Below are 17,783 nucleotides of genomic sequence, written 5' to 3'. Positions count from 1 at the left end.
CCTCAGGTGCGCGCCAGCACCTGCTGCCCGGCGACCCACACGCCGACGACGCGCTCGCCGCGGACCGCCACGAAGTCCGCGCGTCGGCCCGGCGTGAGCGTCCCACGGTCGGCGAGGCCGGTCCTCGTGGCCGGGGCGGCGGTCACGGTGCGGACGAGTGCGTCGAACGGTGCGACCCCGGCGACGGCCGCTGCGCGGAGACCCGGCAGCAGCGACCCGAGGTGGTAGTCGGACGTGACGACGTCGGCGTTCCCGGCGGCAACGGTTTCGCGGGCGGATGGGCCGGAGCCGTGCGAGCCGCCGCGCCAGAGGTTCGGGGCGCCCACGACGACGCCGAGGTCCGCCGCCCGGGCCTCGGCCGCGGCCTCGGTGGTGACCGGGAACTCGGAGATGCCGGAGCCGAGGGCGATCGCGGTCCGGACGGCCTCGGCGGAGTCGTCGTCGTGCGCGGCGAGCACGACCCCGGCGGACCGGGCGATCGCGGCGATCCGTCCGCGCCGGCGCGGGATGCCTGCAGCGCCGTCGCGGAAGCGGGCGAGCCGAGCGTCGAGGGCGTCGTCGTCGAGCCGGTCGAGCGTGCGGTAGGCCCGGCGCCACCCGGCCTCGTCGGGGTACTGGCCCCGGCCGGGTGTGTGGTCCATCGACGACACGAGCCCGATGTGCTCCGGGAACGCCGCGACGAGCTCCTCGAGCGCGGCGACGGTGTCGTCGTGCGTGACGTCGACGCGCAGGTGCACGCGGACGTCGATCGGGAGCGGTGTCGCCTCCAGCGCCTCGAGGACCTCGCGGGCGTGGGCGGCGCCGCGCGCGGGGACGGTGTCCGGCTCGAGCGAGCAGCAGAGGAACGCCGTCGTCACCCCGGCGAGCACGGCGTCGGCGGCGAACGCGTCGAGGGCGTGCGGCAACGGGACGCCGACGCCGGGCCGGGGCTGCTCGAACCGGGCGAGGGAGTCGGCGTGCACGTCGACCAGGCCGGGTAGGAGCTCGACGTCGCCGAGGTCGACCACCGGGTCGTCGTCGGGGGACGACGACGCGACGACACCGTCCCGCACGTGCAGGACGGTGTCGTCGGTCTGGTCGGTCGCCTCGGCGCCGGAGTGGACGCGGGCCGCGCGGTACGTGGTCACCGCACCGTCATGGCGTCGGCGTCGCCGTGGGCACGATCGCGCGCCGGAGGTACCCGGACGACGGCGGCGTGACGACCGCGTGGGCAACCCCGTCCAGCCCGACGGCGGGTTCCACCAGGTCCGCGAACGGCAGGTCGGTCTCCGCCAGGAACGCCACCGCCGTCGCCAGGTGCTGCGGGGCGTAGTTGTGCACGCCGACGATCCGGAGCAGCCCGCGGACGATCCGCTCGGGGTCGAGCGAGACCGGTCGGCTGGACGACACCGCCCCGACCAGCACGGCGGTGCCGCCGACGTCGAGCGCGTCCACGGCGGTCTCGACGGCGTCCGCGTAGCCCGAGAGCTCGATCGCGACGTCGACCGTGCCGACGGGGTCGCCGGGGGAGACGGCCCGGTCGGCGCCGAAGCACACGGCCCGGGCACGGCGCTGGGCGTTCGGGTCCGACACCGTGACGGTCGCTCCGGCGGCGGCGGCCATCGCGACCGCGGTGATCCCGAGCATCCCGGCCCCCGTGACGAGCACCCGGGTGCCGGCGAGCGGGCGGTCGACGGCGTCCAGCGCGGCGGCGACGGTGGCCGTGGCGCACGCGGCGGGCGCGGCGACCGTGGCGGGCATGGTGTCCGGCACGACGGCGATCCCCGTGCCGGGCAGCAGGACGCAGTGGGTCGCGAAGCCGCCGTTCAGCGGCCAGTCGGGAGTCGACTCCTCGTGGCCGTACTTCCGGAGCGCGCGGCACTTCTGCGGGAGACCGGACGCGCACCGGTCGCACGTGCCGCAGGACGCCGCGACCGACCAGACGACCCGGTCCCCGACGGCGACGGGCGCTCCCGTGACGGTCGGTGCCGGTGCCCCCGGGCCGAGCGCGACGACGTGGCCGACCTGCTCGTGGCCGAGGACGCTCGGCGCCGGACCGGGTCGGTGCCCGAGCGCGGTGTGCAGGTCGCTCCCGCAGACGGTGGCCGCCTCGATCGCGACGAGCACGCCCCCGGCGGGCAGGGGCACCGGGCCGTCGAGCCGCTGGACCGTCACGGGCTCGCCGACACCGTGCCAGAGCGTCGAGCGGACGTCGAGGTCCGTCACGCTCCGACCGGCGTGGCCAGTGGGGCGTCGACCCCGGCGTCCACCCGTTCGAGCAGGGCAGGCAGGTCGGCGACCGAGTCGATCACGTGCGTGTGCGGCACCGCCCGGAAGTCCGCGTCCCCGTGGGTGCCCGTCCGCACACCCGCGACGACGGAGGCCCCGGCACGCGACCCGGTGAGGAGGTCCGCCACGGTGTCCCCGACCACCGCCACCCGGCGGACGTCGTCGGTCTGCGTGCGCAGCACGGCCTGCAGGACCATGTCGGGGAACGGGCGGCCGCGGCCGGCGTCGGCGGGCGACAGCGCCAGGTCGACGAGGTCCCGCCACCCCAGCGCGTCGAGTACGGCGTCCCGGGTCGCCGGGGAGAACCCCGTCGTCAACGCGACCCGCCTGCCGGAGGCGCGCAGTGCCTCCAGGCTGTCCACCGCACCGTCGACGGGCCGGACGCCGCGTTCCACGGTGTCCGCGTACGCGCGCTCGAAGGCCGCGTTGGCGGCATCGGCGCGGACCTGGTCGCCGTCGAACAGCGCGGTGAAGACGGCGATCTTGGACTGCCCCATCGTGTCGAGCGCGTACTGCACGGCGTCGTCGTGCCCGGCGGTGCCCGGCTCGAGACCGACGTCGGTCAGTGCGGTGCGGAAGGCGTCGACGACGACACCGCCGTCCTGGACGGTGGTCCCTGCCATGTCGAGGCAGACGAGCGAGATCATGGGGCTCCTGGTGGTCCGGGGCCTCGCGGCTGCGGGGCTGCCGACAGCGTCCGGGGGCGCGGTGACGGCGATCCGGTCGGGAGGTGTCCGGCAGGTGAACAGCACCGGCCGGAGGTCGCGGGCCTGTCCGGACAGGTGTGCGCCGGGGCGGTCGGGTCCGTTACAGTCCGCAGCGTGCCGGAAACGCGTTACCTCGACATCGCGGCGGTCCTCGAGGAGGAGCTCGCCGACGCCGCCGTCGGCACCCGTGTCGCCAGCGAGGCCGAGCTGTCCGCCCGCTTCGACGTCGGACGCTCGGCAGCCCGGGCGGCGTTGCAGCACCTGCAGCGCCGGAACCGGATCCGCCGGGTCAAGGGCGTCGGGAGCTTCGTCGCGCGGCGCATCGACTACCGCATCGGGTCGGACGCGGCACCGTCGTGGAGCCACACCGTCCGGTCCGCCGGCGGGGAGCCCTCGAGCGTCACGCTGTCGTGTGCGCTCGCGCCCGTGCCGATCGGGGTCGCCGGGCACCTCGGTCTCGAGCCGGGTGCGCCGTGCCACCGGCTGACCCGTCGCTCGCTCGTCGACGGGTTGCCCGCGGCGTGGGGTGTCGAGTGGGTGCCGCCCGCCGTCGTCCCGGAGCTCGGGCAGGCGCTGCGGGTGCGGAACTCGCTGTACGAGGTGCTGCGCGAGGCGGCCGGTGCGGACCCGGTGCGGCGGTGGGTCCGCGCCAGCGCCGACGTCGTCACCGAGGAGGTCGCCCGGCACCTGGACCTCGACGAGGTCACGCTCGGGTGGTTCATCGAGAGCGGCACGGTGGACGCGGGCACCGGGAGGCCCCTGCTCGTGAGTGAGCGGTGGATCCGGGCGGATGCGATGCGGGTGCTGTTCGAGAGCGGGGCGCTGGCGGGGTAGGGCGTCGCGGTCGTCGGCTCCCGACGCGCGGTTCTGCTGGGAGGGTGACCGGGTGACGGCCTGGAGGCGCGGGGCGGGGCCGCCACGTGCCTCCAGGCCGGTGGGTCGGTGCGTGCGTGCGTTCCGGCGCTACGCGCCGTCGGGCTCGGTGAGCGCGGCGGCGTAGGCGCGGACCGAACGGTTGTAGCGGGGGAGGGTGGGCTCGACGGCCTCGATCGCGATGCGGAGTGCCTCGTCGTGTCGGCCGGCGCTGTGCAGGGCGAGCGCGAGGAACACCCGCGGGGCAGCGCCCGTCGTCGGGTGGGTGGGTGCGTCCCGGAGCATCGCGATCGCCTCGTCGACGCGGTCCAGGTTCCGGAGCGTCGACGCGTGCTGCACCACGAGCCGCGCGGCGCGGTCGGGGTCGACCTGCGCGAGGCCTGCGGCGGTGGCAGCGGTGTAGTGGACGTCGGCTTCGGCCTCGTGGCCGGCGGAGTCCAGCGATCCGCCGAGTTCGAACGCGCCGAGGGCGGGGTGCGGGGCGGTCTCGGCGAGCTCGCGCATGCGGTCGATGCGCGTGGTGTCGTCGATCGTGTCGTCCGCCCAGAGCGCTGCGACCCGGGCTTCCCAGTCGGTGTCGGTCATCCGGACACCGTAGCGGGGGTGTTCTCGCGTGCGTTCCTTCCCATGACAGGAGCGGTGGGAAGCGGAATCGCGCGTAGGAGGTCGGAAGGTCCTGCCTCCTACGAGCGATTCGGCCTCCTCTGCGCGGATCGGCCTCCAACGCGCGGAATCGCCCGGCGGCCCGCCCGCCGCCCGCCCGCCGGGCGCGGGCCGCGCGTCAGCGGGCGTCGAGCTCCTGGAGTGACAGGCCCTTCGTCTCGCGGGTCCAGAACGTCGCGACCGCCGACAGCACGCAGAGGCCGAGGGCCGTCCCGCCGATCACGAGCGGCACGTTGGCGGTGCCGGGCGGGGCGATCGCGACGAAGATGCTCGGGAAGAACGCCGCGATCATGAGCCCGAGGTTCTGCGACACCGCGAAGCCCGTGACGCGCATCCGGGTGGGGAACTGCTCCTGGAAGAAGGTGGCGAACGTCGCGTTCCACATCTGGAAGAAGACCGCGTGCAGGATCAGCACGAAGACGATCACGAGCACGATGTTCCGCTGCGAGATCGCCCACAGGTAGGCGAAGGTGCTCAGGCCGCCGAGGACGGTGCCGCCGATCATGAACACGCGCCGACCGAACCGGTCGGACAGCGAGCCGAACAGCGGGATCGTCGCTGCCGCGACCACGTTCGTGATGAGCGTCACGACCAGGAACTGGCTCGTCGAGAAGCCGTTGCCGTAGCTCTCCTGCGTGCCGTACGAGACGCCGAAGGTCAGGGCGACCATCCCGAGCGCGTTCGTGAAGGTCATCACGACGCAGCGCGCGACCGCACCGGGGTGGGAACGGATCAGGTCGATGAACGGGTACGGGCGTCGCTCGATCGTGTTCCCGGTGGTGTCGACGACCGTGTAGGCCGGGGACTCCTCGACGTGGCGGCGGACCAGGTACCCCGCGAGCACCACCACGGCGCTCAGCAGGAAGGGGATGCGCCACGCCCAGGCGAGGAACGCCTCGTCGCCGACGATCGCCGCCAGGGGCAGCATGATGGCCGTCGCCAGGATCGATCCGATCTGCGTGCCCTGCAGGCTGAAGCTGGCGAACCAGCCGCGCTTCTCGGCCGACGACTGCTCGATGATCATCGCGCTCGCACCACCGAGTTCCCCGGCGACGGCGAAGCCCTGCAGGAGTCGGAGCGTGACGAGGAGGATCGGCGCCCAGACCCCGATCTGCGCGTACGTCGGCAGGAGCCCGACGGCGAAGGTGGACAGGCCCATCAGGACCATGGCGAACACCAGGACGTTCTTCCGGCCGTGCCGATCGCCCCAGGAACCGAGGACGACCGCTCCGATGGGCCGCGCGACGTACCCGACCGCGTAGGTGCTCAGGGAGGCGATGATCATCACCGCCGGGTCCTCGGTGGCGAAGAACACCGCCGGGACCCCGAGCGCCGCCGCCTGCGCGTACAGGGAGAAGTCGTAGTACTCGAGGGCGCTGCCGACCCAGCCGCTGAGGGCGGCTCGTCGGGCCCGCTTGGAGGAGGTCGTCGGGTGGTCCGCCGCCTGGAGAACGTCGTCGTTCTGCTGCATGCCACTGCTCCGGAATCGTCGTCGATTGTTGTGGATAGCGCTTTCCGAGACGCTAGCACGCTGCGCCGAAACGTTTCAACACCCGCGTCGACACCATCCGGAGCGGCCCGACGAAGGGGTGCTCAGTCGGTGATCGTCGCGCGGAACGAGCGCACGAAGGGGATGCCGGGTCGGACCAGCGTCGGCTCGTCCCAGGCCAGTGCAGACCCGATCGCGGGGTAGTCCGCGGCGCGGACGAACCACGGGTCGCGGTGGTCGAGCGCCTCGAGGCGGACCGTCGCGGGTGCTCCGTCGAACACGGCCGACCACTCGACCCAGGGCGCGACCGACCCGTGCACGGCGTCCTCGCCGATGACGTCCGCCGTCCGCACGGTGGCGTCCGCACCGGGTGGGAACCGCCAGAAGAACCCGCCGTAGCCGGCACCGACGCGTCCGTTGCTGCCCGGGCCGCCGAGGTGCACGACGGCGTCACCCGCTGTCCGGAACGACGAGGACCACGTCAGCTCCCACCCCTGCGCGACGGCGCGCCACGAGGTCGAACGGTCCTCGTGGAGTGCGACGGCTCGGTCGGGGCGGCGCCAGACGACCTCCTGCTGCAGCGAGCGTCCGTGCGCCTCGGTGTGCGGCACGTCGGCGCTGCCGTGGTCGTCCCGCCAGACGTAGCCCTGACCGTGCACGTACGTCGGGCCGCCCCAGCAGTTCACCCCGTCCAGGTCCGGGATCGCGAACCCGACACCGCAGTGCCAGTCGTGGTCCGGCGGGCGGCGCGCGCTCACGGTCGTGCCGCCGAGTGTCCGCACGGGGTGCAGGTACGGGCGCGGGGACGACGACGGGATGGTGCCAGCGCCGTCGAGCACCGTCGCGACCCGGGTGCCGTCGACGACGAGTTCCTGCAGGACCTCGTCGTGGGCGGTGTGCGCCCAGGGGGCGCCGACCTCGGAGAACAGGGCGCGCTGGTCCGCGGCTCGGTCGACGATCGCCTCGACGTCCGTGACGAGGGGGCGGCGCTCGGCGCCGTCGCCCTCCCACGTCACCCAAGGGTGGTCGATCCGCACCGGCTCGGTCGCGCGGACGGCCTCGAGGACCTCGACGAAGGCACCGGTCGACTCGAGCGGCACCAGGAGGTCGTCGCCGCGGGAGCGGTGGGCGAGCAGGTTCTCGAGCAGGTCCGTCCGCCCGAGGTCCCGCGTCACCCCGTCGACGGTGACCTCGTCGGTCGTGTACCCGAGGGTCGCCGTTCCGGTCGTGCCGCGGACCCGCACGGTGGGCGGGACCTCGGCGGGGGCGCACAGGGTGAGCGCGGCGGTCGCCTCGAGCCCGGCCGTCGTCGTGACCCGGACGGTCGAGGTGTCGTCGCCCTCGATCGCGTTCGCCCGGTAGAGCTCGACCTCGACGCGGGCGACCTGGTCGGCACGGCGGCATCCGACGAGTGCGAGTGCGGTGGCCACGGCGTGCGCGAGCGGGTTCGTGACGACGCCGTCCAGGACGTCCACCCCGCCGACCCGTCGACGTCCGGCCCACGCGGAGCGGTCCCAGTACGCCTGGTTCCGGGTCCAGGTCCCGACGGCGGCGGCGGAGCGCACGGCCCCGACGAGCTCGCCGGACCGGAACGCCGGGACCGCGTGCGACCCGAGGCTCTGGAACCCGACCTGGACGACACGGCCGGTCCGGTGCGCGGCGTCGAGCAGGGTCGCGAGTGCCGCGCGCGTCGTCACCGGGGGCTTCTCGAGCAGGACGTCCGCGCCGGCCTCCAGGGCGGCGAGTGCCAGCGGCAGGTGCGCGCCGATCGGGGCGGCGACGACCACGACGTCGACCGACCCGAGGCGCTTCGCGGCGGTGACGTCGGCGACCACCGGGACACCGCCGTCGGTGTCCGTGCCGAGGGTAGGGTCGATGACCGCGGTGAGCGTGCACGCCCCCGTGGCGACGAGCCGGTCGATGTTCGCGCGGTGGTGCAGGCCGAAGCCGCGCGCGCCGACGAGCACCACGCCGGGCAGGTGATCCGAGACATCCATGGTCTGCAACGGTAGCAAGCGCTTTCCCCGTGGGCAGGCTGCGCCTTCCCTCGGTCGGTATCCTCACCATGGACCGTTTACATGCGGACGGACTGGAGGCACGACATGCCTGAGCGAGGCACCGTCACCCTGGCCGACGTGGCCGAGCGGGCAGGCGTGTCGCTCGCGACCGCCTCGCGCGCGCTCAACGGCAGTACGCGGAAGGTCCGTCAGGACTCGTCGGACCGGGTGCACGCGGCGGCATCGGAGCTCCGCTACACCGCCAACGTCCAGGCGCAGGCGGTCGCCCGCGGGACCACGACGACCCTCGCGCTCGTCGTCGGGGACATCGCGGACCCGTACTTCGCGGCGATCGCCGCCGGGGCGATCCGGGCCGCTGACGAGGCCGGACTGGTCGTCACGATCACGTCGACCGGGGGCGACCCCGCACGGGAGGCCACGCTGCTCGGAGTCGTCGCCGGACTCCGGCCACGCGCGGTCGTGCTCGCGGTGAGCCGGCGGCTCGGTGCCGGCGACGAGGTCGCGGCCGCGGTGTCCGGGCTGGTCTCCGCTGGTGCCGGAGTGTCGGCGCTCGTCTCCGACCTCGACGGTGCCGTGCCGGGCGTGCCGGGCGTGCAACCCCTGGTGATCCGCAACCTCAGCGGTGCCGCGGCACTCGCCGGAGCGCTCGTCGAGCAGGGGCACGACTCGTTCGCGGTGCTCGCCGGCGACCCCGAGCTCGTCACCGCCCGGGCGCGGGTGGACGGCTTCGTGGCGGGACTCGCGGCGCACGGCATCCGGGTGCCCGACCGTGCGGTCGTGCCGTCGGAGTTCTCGCGGGACGGCGGGTATCGGGCGATGTCGGCGCTGCTCGACGCCGCTGCCGACGGCGGTCCGGTGCTGCCGCGGTGCGTGTTCGCCGTGACGGACCTGATGGCGGTGGGGGCGGTCGCGGCGATCCGGGACCGCGGCCTCGTGCCGGGTGCCGACGTCGGCGTGGCGGGGTTCGACGACGTGCGGATGCTCGCCGACGTCGTACCGGCGCTGAGCACCGTGCGGTTGCCCCTCGAGGAGATCGGGGCGCGGGCGGTGCGGCGGGCCCTCGGGGTCGAGGTCGACGGAGCCGTCGACGGCGAGGTCGTCCTGCGCGCGAGCACGGCGCGGTAGCGCCAGGGTCCGCGCCTGGGTCCGCGCCCACCGGGCCGACGGGGGCCTCGAGAGGGCACAAAACGTCGCGCTCGGCGTCCGGCGGCGGCAGTTCGTGCGCTCTCGGTGGACGTGAGCGGCATGTCGTGCCCGCTCGAGGGCGCCGAAGGCCATGCGAGCCCGCGCCCGCCCCGCGCCCGCCCACCCCCGGGGTGTCGCGATGAGTGGGCACGAACTGCCGCCCGGGGCGCTCGAGCGTGACGTTTTGTGCCCTCTCGGCGGAGGTGAGCGGCGTGTTGTGCCCGTTCGGCGCGCCCGCCGCGCCGAACGCACGCGGCCGAACACGCGCGTGCGGCCTCCCCGACCCGTGGTGTACGGTTCCGGCAAGCGCTTTCCCGCTCGACCGGGAAGCGGGGCACAGCGAGCAAGGGAGCACGCGTTGACCACGCGCACCATCGGCATCATCATGAACGGCGTCACGGGACGCATGGGCTACCGCCAGCACCTCGTCCGGTCGATCCTGGCCATCCGCGACGACGGCGGGCTTCCGCTCCCGGACGGTACGAGGCTGCAGGTCGAACCGATCCTGGTCGGTCGGAACGCCGCGAAGCTCGAGGAGATCGCCACGCGCCACGGCCTCGAGCACTGGACGACCGACCTCGACGCCGCCCTCGCCGACCCCCGCTGGGACGTCTTCGCCGACTTCGCCGTGACGAGCGCCCGCGCCGATGCCCTGCGGAAGGCGATCGCCGCCGGCAAGGCGGTCTACACCGAGAAGCCGACGGCCGAGACCTCCGCCGAGGCCCTCGAACTCGCCGGACTCGCAGCCGCAGCCGGCGTCCCGAACGGCGTCGTGCACGACAAGCTCTACCTGCCCGGCCTCCGCAAGCTCCGCCGCCTGATCGACTCCGGCTTCTTCGGCAAGGTCCTCAGCGTCCGTGGCGAGTTCGGCTACTGGGTGTTCGAGGGGGACTGGCAGACCGCGCAGCGGCCGAGCTGGAACTACCGCAAGCAGGACGGCGGCGGCATCGTCGTCGACATGTTCCCGCACTGGAACTACGTCCTCGAGCAGCTCTTCGGCCGAGTCGAGTCGGTGTACGCCCGCGCGGTCACCCACATCGAGGAGCGCACCGACGAGCAGGGCTCGGCGTACGAGGCCACGGCCGACGACGCGGCCTACGGCGTGTTCGACCTCGCGGGCGGCATCACGGCGCAGATCAACTCGAGCTGGGCGGTGCGCGTCGACCGTGACGAACTCGTCGAGTTCCAGGTCGACGGCACCGACGGCAGCGCGGTCGCGGGGCTGTTCGGCTGCCGGATCCAGCCGCGGACGGCGACGCCGAAGCCGGTGTGGAATCCGGACCTCAAGGACGAGCGGGACTACCGCGGGCAGTGGCTCGAGGTCCCCGACAACGAGGAGTTCGGCAACGGCTTCCGTGCGCAGTGGGAGGACTTCCTGCGTGACCTCGTCGCCGGTCGCCCGCACCCGTACGACCTGCTGTCCGGTGCCCGCGGCGTGGCGCTCGCGGAGGCCGGTCTGCGGTCGAGCGCCGAGGGCCGACGCATCGACCTGCCGGAGCTGGCGCTGCCCACCGGGGCCGAGCCGCGCCTCCAGGCCGACAGCACGGAACGCGCCGACAGCGCCGACAGCGCCGACAGCGCCGACAGTGCCGACAGCGCCGACAGCGCCGTCGACGCGGAACGCACCGACACGGCGGACCGCACCGAGACCGTCGGGGCACGCGCATGAGCACGCTGACCCTCCTCGCACCCGACGGCACGACCAGCCGGGTCGACCTGCGCGAGCCGGCCGTGACGGCTGTGGAGAGGCCGACCGCCCCGCTCACCGAGCGCGTGGTCTACGCCGCAGCCCACGTCGTCCCGCGCGCCGCCGCCGACAACACGCCGGGCGCCCCGGCCGACCTCGACTGGGACGCCACCCTGGCGTTCCGGCACCACCTCTGGTCGTGGGGCCTGGGTGTGGCGGACGCGATGGACACCGCGCAGCGGAACATGGGGCTCGACCCGGCCGCCACCCGCGAGCTCATCACGCGCAGCGCTCGCGAGGCGCAGTCCGTCGGCGGCCGGATCGTCGTCGGGGTGAACACCGACGACCTGCCGGACGAGACAGCCACCGAACCGGAGATCGTCGACGCCTACGTCCGGCAGCTGCACCACGCCGAGGACGCCGGCGCCGGGGTCGTGCTCATGGCGAGCCGGCACCTGGCCCGCCTCGCTGACGGCGATCCCGCCACCTACCGCCGCGTGTACCGCGCGGTCATCGCGCGCGCGGGCGGCCCCGTCGTCCTGCACTGGCTGGGGGAGGCGTTCGACCCCGCCCTCGTCGGCTACTTCGGCGGCCTGCAGGGCCCCGACACCGTGCTCGACATCATGGGCGACGCCGGGTCGAAGGTCGCCGGCATCAAGATGAGCCTGCTCGACGCCCGTGCCGAGGTCTCCCTCCGATCCCAGCTGCCCGCCGGCGTCCGGATGTTCACGGGCGACGACTTCCACTACGTCGACCTCATCGCCGGGACCGACCGGACGCACTCCGATGCCCTGCTCGGGGCGTTCGCCGCGGTGGCGCCGATCGCGTCCGCCGCTGTCCGGGCCCTCCCCGACGAGGCCGCCTACCGTGCCCTCCTCGGGCCCACCGAGGCCCTGTCCCGGCACGTCTTCAGCGCCCCGACCTGGCACTACAAGACCGGCATCGCGTTCCTCGCCTGGCTGAACGGCCACCAGCCCGCCTTCGCCATGGTCGGCGGCCAGCACGCCGGCCGCTCACTGCCGCACCTGTCCGAGACGGTGCGGCTCGCGAACGCCTGCGGCGCGCTCGAGGACCCGTCGCTCGCCGCGTCGCGCTGGCACGACCTGCTCGCGCTGGCAGGGGTGCCGGTGTCTGCCGGGAGGCGCGGCTCGGCACCCGCCGACCGCCCGCTCTCCGAGGCGGTCGCGTGAGTACGCCCACGGTCCGTGCCACGCGGGACGGGGCGGTCCCGGGCACCGGACTTCCGCACCCGCGGCTGTCGATCAACCAGGCGACGATCAAGTACGCCTCGCTGCGGGATGCCCTGCACACCGTCCGCGCCGCCGGTGTCCAGGCGATCGGCACGTGGCGGGAGCCCGTCGCCGAGGTCGGCTTGACCGAGGCCGTACGGATGGTCGCCGACTCCGGGCTCCGGGTGTCGTCGCACTGCCGTGGGGGCTTCTTCACCCTCCCGCCGGGCGCCGAACGGCAGCGGGCGCTCGACGACAACCGCCGAACGATCGACGAGACCGCGGCGTTGGCGGGCGCCGGGGCTGATGGTTCCGCCGCCGTGCTCGTGCTCGTCGCCGGGGGACTGCCCGAGGGGTCCCGCGACCTGGTCGGTGCCCGCGGTCGTGTCGCGGACGCCCTCGCCGACCTCGTCCCGCATGCGCTCGACGCCGGCGTGCAGCTCGCCGTCGAACCGTTGCACCCGATGTACGCCGCCGACCGGGCCGTCGTGTCGACCCTCGCGCAGGCGCTCGACCTGGCGGCGCCGTTCCCGGCAGCGGCCGTCGGGGTCGTCGTGGACACGTTCCACGTCTGGTGGGACCCGGCACTCTCGGCCTCGGTGGCCCGCGCGGGCGCTGCGGGTCGGATCGCGAGCTACCAGGTCTGCGACTGGACGACGCCGATCGCCGCCGACCCGCTCCTGTCGCGGGGCGTGATGGGGGACGGGCACATCGACTTCGGGCCGGTGACCGCTGCCGTGACCGCGGCGGGCTACACCGGTGACGTCGAGGTGGAGATCTTCAACCAGGCCGTGTGGGACGCCCCGGCGCCGGAGGTCGTCGACCGTGTCGTCCGGGCGTTCGCGTCCGAGGTGCCCCTGCCCCGCTGAGGTCAGGTGCGCCGGGCGAGCACCACGCTGTCGAGCACCTCGTGCGGCGCACCCTCGGGCGTGGTCGCCGTGCGCGGGCGGAGCTCGGCGGCGAGGACATCCCACCCGTCGTCGAGGTCGAGGGCTGCCAGGTCCTCCTCCGGCGTCGGGAACCGGTACGTCCGCAGCTCCTCGGGCAGGTCGCCGTGCGGCGGTGCGGCGTGGGCCGTCACGAGCAGGTGCCCGCCCGACCCCACGAACCCGGCGGCCCGGCGCAGGATCGCCGCACGCGGGATCTGCACCGGCCACGACTGCAGGAACGAGGCCGTCACCAGGTCGAAGCGTGCCGCGGTGTCCCACGCGTCGAGGTCCGCTGCGACGAACGCCGTCCGGTCTTCCACGCCCGCGGCGACGGCCGCCCGGGAGCCGCGCGCGACCGCCGTCACGGACAGGTCCACCCCGGTCGCGTCCCACCCCTGCTGGGCGAGCCACACCACGTCGCCGCCCTCCCCGCACCCGAGGTCGAGCGCGCGCCCCGTCGGCAGCGAGGACGCGACGTCGGCGAGCACCGCGTTCACGCGCCCCGACCAGATGCCGTCCTGCTGCGCGTAGCGGGCCTCCCACCAGGCGCGGGCGGTCGGGTCGGTCGACTCCTGGTGCGTGTGCATGGCGTCACTCCACCGCATCCCGCGCGCGCTGGACAAGAACCGTTGCCGATCCGGCAACGCCCGGGCCCGACGGGGTGAACGGCAGGGTGAGCCGGGGGACACGTCCCGATCGGCAGCGCGCTGCCGATCGGCTCCTCGGCCGCACGACACCAGGGGGACGGGTGTCCCCCGTTCGAGGGGCACACTGCCAGGTGCGCGTAACCGGCCGGTCACTCCGCATGCACGAGCAACCGTCAACATCGAACGATCACCGCACGGCACCGCTGCACCGCACCGTACCCGCACCACTGCAACGCCATTCGTCACGCCTGAACCAGGGGAAGGCCCGACATGACGTCCACGGACACGGTGGTCGACGCACGCAACGCGTCGACCACGAACAGCACGGATCAGGAGTCCCGGCCACCGGCGGCCGTGCGGGAGCAGCAGTACCTCCCCGCCCCGCCCACCGACCGCGAGAAGTACTGGTACATGGGCGCGCAGCACCGCTGGATGCTCTTCGCCCAGGCCGCCGCGTTCGCCCTCATCGCGTCGAGCATCTGGCGGTTCTCGACATCCGCTCCGGGGCTGCTGCTGTTCCTCATCCCGACGACGCTGTACTGCCTGACGCTGTGCATCTCGCTCACCACGAGCTCCCGGCGCAAGCGCTTCGGCAAGCGCGACCACATCGAGCGCGTCCGGAGTTGGCAACCGGGCCGGTACCCGACCGTGGACGTGTTCCTGCCCACGGCAGGGGAGCCGATCGCGATCCTCGAGAACACCTACCACTGGGTCGCGCAGCTCCACTGGCCGACGACCCTGACGGTGTACGTGCTCGACGACGGGGACCGGCCCGAGGTCGCCGAGCTCGCCCGCCGACACGGGTTCCGGTACGAAGTGCGACCGAACCGCGGCCACCTCAAGAAGGCCGGCAACCTCCGGCACGGCTACGAGCAGTCGGACGGGGACCTCATCGCCGTGTTCGACGCCGACTTCGTGCCGCGCGCCGACTACCTGTACGAGCTGGTTCCGTACTTCGACGACCAGGAACTCGGCATCGTGCAGTCGCCGCAGTTCTTCGACGCGCAGAAGGGCATGCACTGGCTGCAGCGCACCGCCGGCGCGACGCAGGAGCTCTTCTACCGCTGGATCCAGCCCGCCCGGGACCGCTCGAACGCCGCGATCTGCGTCGGCACGTGTGCGATCTACCGTCGCGCGGCCCTCGAGCGGGCCGGTGGCTTCGCCCAGATCGGGCACTCGGAGGACGTCCACACCGGCGTGAACCTCATGCGCGTCGGGTTCCTGGTGCGCTACGTGCCGATCCTCGTGTCGAAGGGCATGTGCCCCGACGACCTCGCCTCGTTCCTCAACCAGCAGTACCGCTGGTGCACGGGTTCGATGTCGCTCCTCGCCGACACGACCTTCCACGAGAACCCGCACATCAGCCTGCGGCAGCGCATGTGCTTCTGGTCGGGGTTCCTCTACTACATCTCCACCGCGGTGAACGTGTTCCTGTCGCCCCTGCCCGGGCTCGTGATGCTGTTCGGGTTGCCGCAGTGGATCATGCCTCAGAACTCGGTGTGGCTCCTCGGCGCGATGGTGATGTGGCTCGTGGTCGTCCCGATCATGTACAAGTCCCGGTGGCGCATCGACGTCCTGCGGATCCAGACGCTGTACTCGTTCGCCCACGCCGTCGCGATCGTGCACGTCCTCACCGGCAAGACGCGCGAATGGGTGCCGACCGGTGCCGCGAAGAAGGTCACCACACCGCTCGGCACGCAGATCGCCCGGGTGATGCGCATCACCGTCACCGCTTCGCTCCTCGTCACGTGGACGGGGCTCGCCTGGGCAACCGTCCGGTACGGGTTCGACGTGCTCTGGGCGATGTGGATCCTCGCCGCGATCCACGCCTACGTGCAGGTCCCGATGCTGTTCCTGTCGGTACCGACGGCGCCGAAGCGGGTCCCGCGGTCGCCGGTGGTGACCCCGTCGACACCGGTCGGCTCCCTGCCGGAGCCGAGCCGCGCCTCCAGTCCGACACCTCCTGCATTCGGTGAGCGGCTGGACCCGGTCGCGCTCGCCGCGACCGCCGCCCCGGTCGAGGAACCGGTGCAGGCCGAGCGTCCGCAGGCCGCCGGGCCGCGCCGTTTTCGGCCGGACATCCAGGGGTTGCGGGCGATCGCCGTGCTGCTCGTTGTCGTCTACCACACGGGTGCGCCCGTCCTGACGGGCGGGTACGTCGGGGTCGACGTCTTCTTCGCGATCTCGGGCTTCCTCATCACCGGGCAGCTCCTGCGCGAGGTCGAGCGGAACGGCCGCATCGACTTCGGGTCCTTCTACGCCGGTCGCATCCGACGGTTGCTGCCCACGGCGCTCCTCGTGATCGCCGTCACGGTGGTCGCGACGCGGGTGTTCGACTCGATCCTCCGGGCGTCGAACGTCGCGTGGGACGGCGTCGCGGCGACGTTCTTCGCACTGAACTACCGGCTCGCCGCACAGGGCGTCGACTACCAGGCGGCGGACGGCCCGGCATCGCCGCTCGAGCACTTCTGGTCGCTCGGTGTCGAGGAGCAGTTCTACCTGCTCTGGCCGCTCGTCCTCACCCTGGCGATCGTGCTGTGGAAGCGCCACCGTCGCCAGGCGATGACCGCGGTCGTCGCGCTCGTGTTCGGCGGGTCGATGTGGGCGTCCGTCACGATCACGGCGCACGACTCACCGCTGGCCTACTTCTCGATGCAGACCCGCGCATGGGAGCTCGCCGCCGGGGCGTTCCTGGCGCTCGGCGCCCGGTACCTCGCCAGGATCCCGGGCGTGCTGCAGATCGGTCTGACCTGGCTCGGCCTCGGCGCGATCCTGGCGAGTGCGCTCGTGTACTCCGACGAGACGCCGTTCCCCGGCACCGCCGCACTGCTGCCGGTCCTCGGTGCCTGCGCGGTCATCGCCGGCGGTGGCGCCTACCGTCGCGGCTCCGTCGAGACCGTGCTGCAGCTGAAGCCGTTCCAGGCGATCGGCAAGGTGTCGTACGGCTGGTACCTGTGGCACTGGCCGATGGTCGTCCTCGTCCCGGTGATGGTGAACCGCGACCTCGGCTGGCTCGAGAAGCTCGAGGTGATGGCGGTCGCGCTCTGGGTCGCCACGGTCACGTACCACCTGATCGAGTCGCCGTCGGCGCGTGCCCGGTGGAAGCGGATCCGCTGGGCCGCGATCGGAGCGGGCGCAGCGGCCGCGACGACGGCGACCGCGGTGGTGGTCGTGTTCTCCGTACCGGCGCTCGTCGGCAGCGGCGGCACGGTGCAGGCCGCACAGCTCGACCAGGGTGACTCCGCCGAGATCCAGGCGACGATCCGGTCCGCGCTCCGGACCTCGGACGTGCCGGCGAACCTCACCCCGAGCCTCACCGCCGCGGCCGACGACCAGCCGGACTCCACGGACGACGGCTGCCACGCGGGCTACCTGCAGATCGAGCAGAAGGCGTGCGTGTACGGCGACCCGACCGGCGCCCGCACCGTCGTGCTGTGGGGCGACTCGCACGCGCAGCAGTGGCTGCCCGCGTTCGACGCCGCCGGCAGGTCCGAGGGCTGGAAGGTCGTCGCGTGGACGAAGGCCGCGTGCCCGGTCGCCCAGGACGTCGAGCTGTTCAACTCCTCGTTGAAGCGCACGTACACGGAGTGCCCGGAGTGGCGCGACGCCTCCATGCGGCGCATCGAGGCCCTCGCCCCGGACCTCGTGGTGATGGCCCAGTCGGACAACGTGCCCGGCAAGCAGGTGTCGAACACCACGTGGGCGGACGGCACCGCTGAGACCGCGGCGACGATGCAGGCCGCCGGCCTCAGGACCGTGTACATGCTCGACACCCCCGTACCCGAGGGCGATGCGGTGTCCTGCGTGGCCGAGCACCTCGACACCGTGGGGGAGTGCAACCAGTCCGAGCGGCGGGCCTACGCGGTGTCCGGGCGGCACGAGGACGTCGCGGACACGGTGCGGGCGGCCGGGGTCCCGACCGTGGAGCCGCGCGACTGGTTCTGCACCGAGGACGGGTGCCCGGTGGTGGTGCAGGACAAGCTCGTGTACCGCGACCAGACGCACATGTCGACGGCGTACTCGGCGTGGCTCGAGCCGCTCGTGGCGCCACTGCTGCGCACGTAGGCGGCCGGCCGGGCGGGCCGCGC

General features: G+C 73.4%; 13 protein-coding genes. 6 read left to right on the top strand and 7 right to left on the bottom strand.

The annotated features are described in order from the left end of the window. Positions 1–2: 2 nt before the first annotated feature. From FS532_RS11930 to FS532_RS11920, 3 genes are read right to left on the bottom strand one after another with little or no spacing between them, the layout of a single operon-like run. The gene (locus tag FS532_RS11930; RefSeq protein ID WP_186322014.1) at positions 3–1,127 is read right to left on the bottom strand and encodes an alpha-D-ribose 1-methylphosphonate 5-triphosphate diphosphatase; all 1,125 of its coding nucleotides are present in this window, start codon (positions 1,125–1,127) and stop codon (positions 3–5) included. Between the two features lie 7 nt (positions 1,128–1,134). Beyond that, positions 1,135–2,205: an alcohol dehydrogenase catalytic domain-containing protein gene (locus tag FS532_RS11925; protein ID WP_144754476.1), complete on the bottom strand. Its 1,071-nt coding sequence runs from the start codon at positions 2,203–2,205 to the stop codon at positions 1,135–1,137. Further along, positions 2,202–2,915, bottom strand: coding sequence for a phosphonatase-like hydrolase (locus FS532_RS11920; RefSeq protein ID WP_144754473.1), 714 nt, complete (start codon positions 2,913–2,915; stop codon positions 2,202–2,204). The genes FS532_RS11925 and FS532_RS11920 overlap by 4 nt, the downstream gene beginning before the upstream one ends. 174 nt (positions 2,916–3,089) lie before the next feature. Here FS532_RS11920 and FS532_RS11915 point away from each other — a divergent pair, with 174 nt between their 5' ends. Further along, a complete protein-coding gene (locus FS532_RS11915; protein WP_186322013.1) occupies positions 3,090–3,809 on the top strand; it encodes a GntR family transcriptional regulator in 720 nt (239 codons plus the stop codon). 129 nt (positions 3,810–3,938) lie between these two features. On the opposite strand, the gene FS532_RS11910 is transcribed toward FS532_RS11915, so the two are convergent. From FS532_RS11910 to FS532_RS11900, 3 genes are all read right to left on the bottom strand, one after another. After that, positions 3,939–4,433: a tetratricopeptide repeat protein gene (locus FS532_RS11910; protein ID WP_144754467.1), complete on the bottom strand. Its 495-nt coding sequence runs from the start codon at positions 4,431–4,433 to the stop codon at positions 3,939–3,941. Between the two features lie 196 nt (positions 4,434–4,629). After that, entirely contained in the window at positions 4,630–5,982 is a 1,353-nt protein-coding gene (locus FS532_RS11905) for an MFS transporter (protein WP_144754464.1), read from the bottom strand. 122 nt (positions 5,983–6,104) lie between these two features. Beyond that, positions 6,105–7,997, bottom strand: coding sequence for a DUF6807 family protein (locus tag FS532_RS11900; protein WP_144754461.1), 1,893 nt, complete (start codon positions 7,995–7,997; stop codon positions 6,105–6,107). Between the two features lie 105 nt (positions 7,998–8,102). On the opposite strand from FS532_RS11900, the gene FS532_RS11895 reads away from it, so the two are divergent. The 4 genes from FS532_RS11895 (at position 8,103) to FS532_RS11880 (ending at position 12,988) form a co-directional block, all read left to right on the top strand. Next, entirely contained in the window at positions 8,103–9,143 is a 1,041-nt protein-coding gene (locus FS532_RS11895) for a LacI family DNA-binding transcriptional regulator (protein ID WP_144754459.1), read from the top strand. A 445-nt stretch (positions 9,144–9,588) separates the two neighbouring features. Then, positions 9,589–10,872, top strand: coding sequence for a Gfo/Idh/MocA family protein (locus tag FS532_RS11890; protein ID WP_260852738.1), 1,284 nt, complete (start codon positions 9,589–9,591; stop codon positions 10,870–10,872). Further along, complete coding sequence (locus tag FS532_RS11885) at positions 10,869–12,080, top strand: DUF993 family protein (RefSeq protein WP_144754456.1); 1,212 nt, start codon at positions 10,869–10,871, stop codon at positions 12,078–12,080. Before FS532_RS11890 ends, FS532_RS11885 begins: the two co-directional genes overlap by 4 nt. Continuing rightward, complete coding sequence (locus FS532_RS11880) at positions 12,077–12,988, top strand: sugar phosphate isomerase/epimerase family protein (protein WP_144754453.1); 912 nt, start codon at positions 12,077–12,079, stop codon at positions 12,986–12,988. The genes FS532_RS11885 and FS532_RS11880 overlap by 4 nt, the downstream gene beginning before the upstream one ends. 2 nt (positions 12,989–12,990) lie before the next feature. Here the strand turns inward: FS532_RS11880 and FS532_RS11875 are convergent, their stop codons facing one another. Further along, a complete protein-coding gene (locus FS532_RS11875; RefSeq protein ID WP_144754450.1) occupies positions 12,991–13,635 on the bottom strand; it encodes a class I SAM-dependent methyltransferase in 645 nt (214 codons plus the stop codon). A gap of 330 nt (positions 13,636–13,965) precedes the next feature. Between FS532_RS11875 and FS532_RS11870 the strand changes: the two genes are divergently transcribed. After that, positions 13,966–17,760, top strand: a complete 3,795-nt coding sequence (locus tag FS532_RS11870; protein WP_144754447.1) for an SGNH hydrolase domain-containing protein — start codon at positions 13,966–13,968, stop codon at positions 17,758–17,760. The last annotated feature ends 23 nt before the right edge of the window (positions 17,761–17,783 follow it).

It is taken from the genome of Curtobacterium pusillum, assembly GCF_007673235.1.
Lineage (GTDB): Bacteria > Actinomycetota > Actinomycetes > Actinomycetales > Microbacteriaceae > Curtobacterium > Curtobacterium pusillum_C.
Note: the sequence above shows the minus strand (reverse complement) of the source record. Positions and strands in the feature narration are given on the sequence as shown.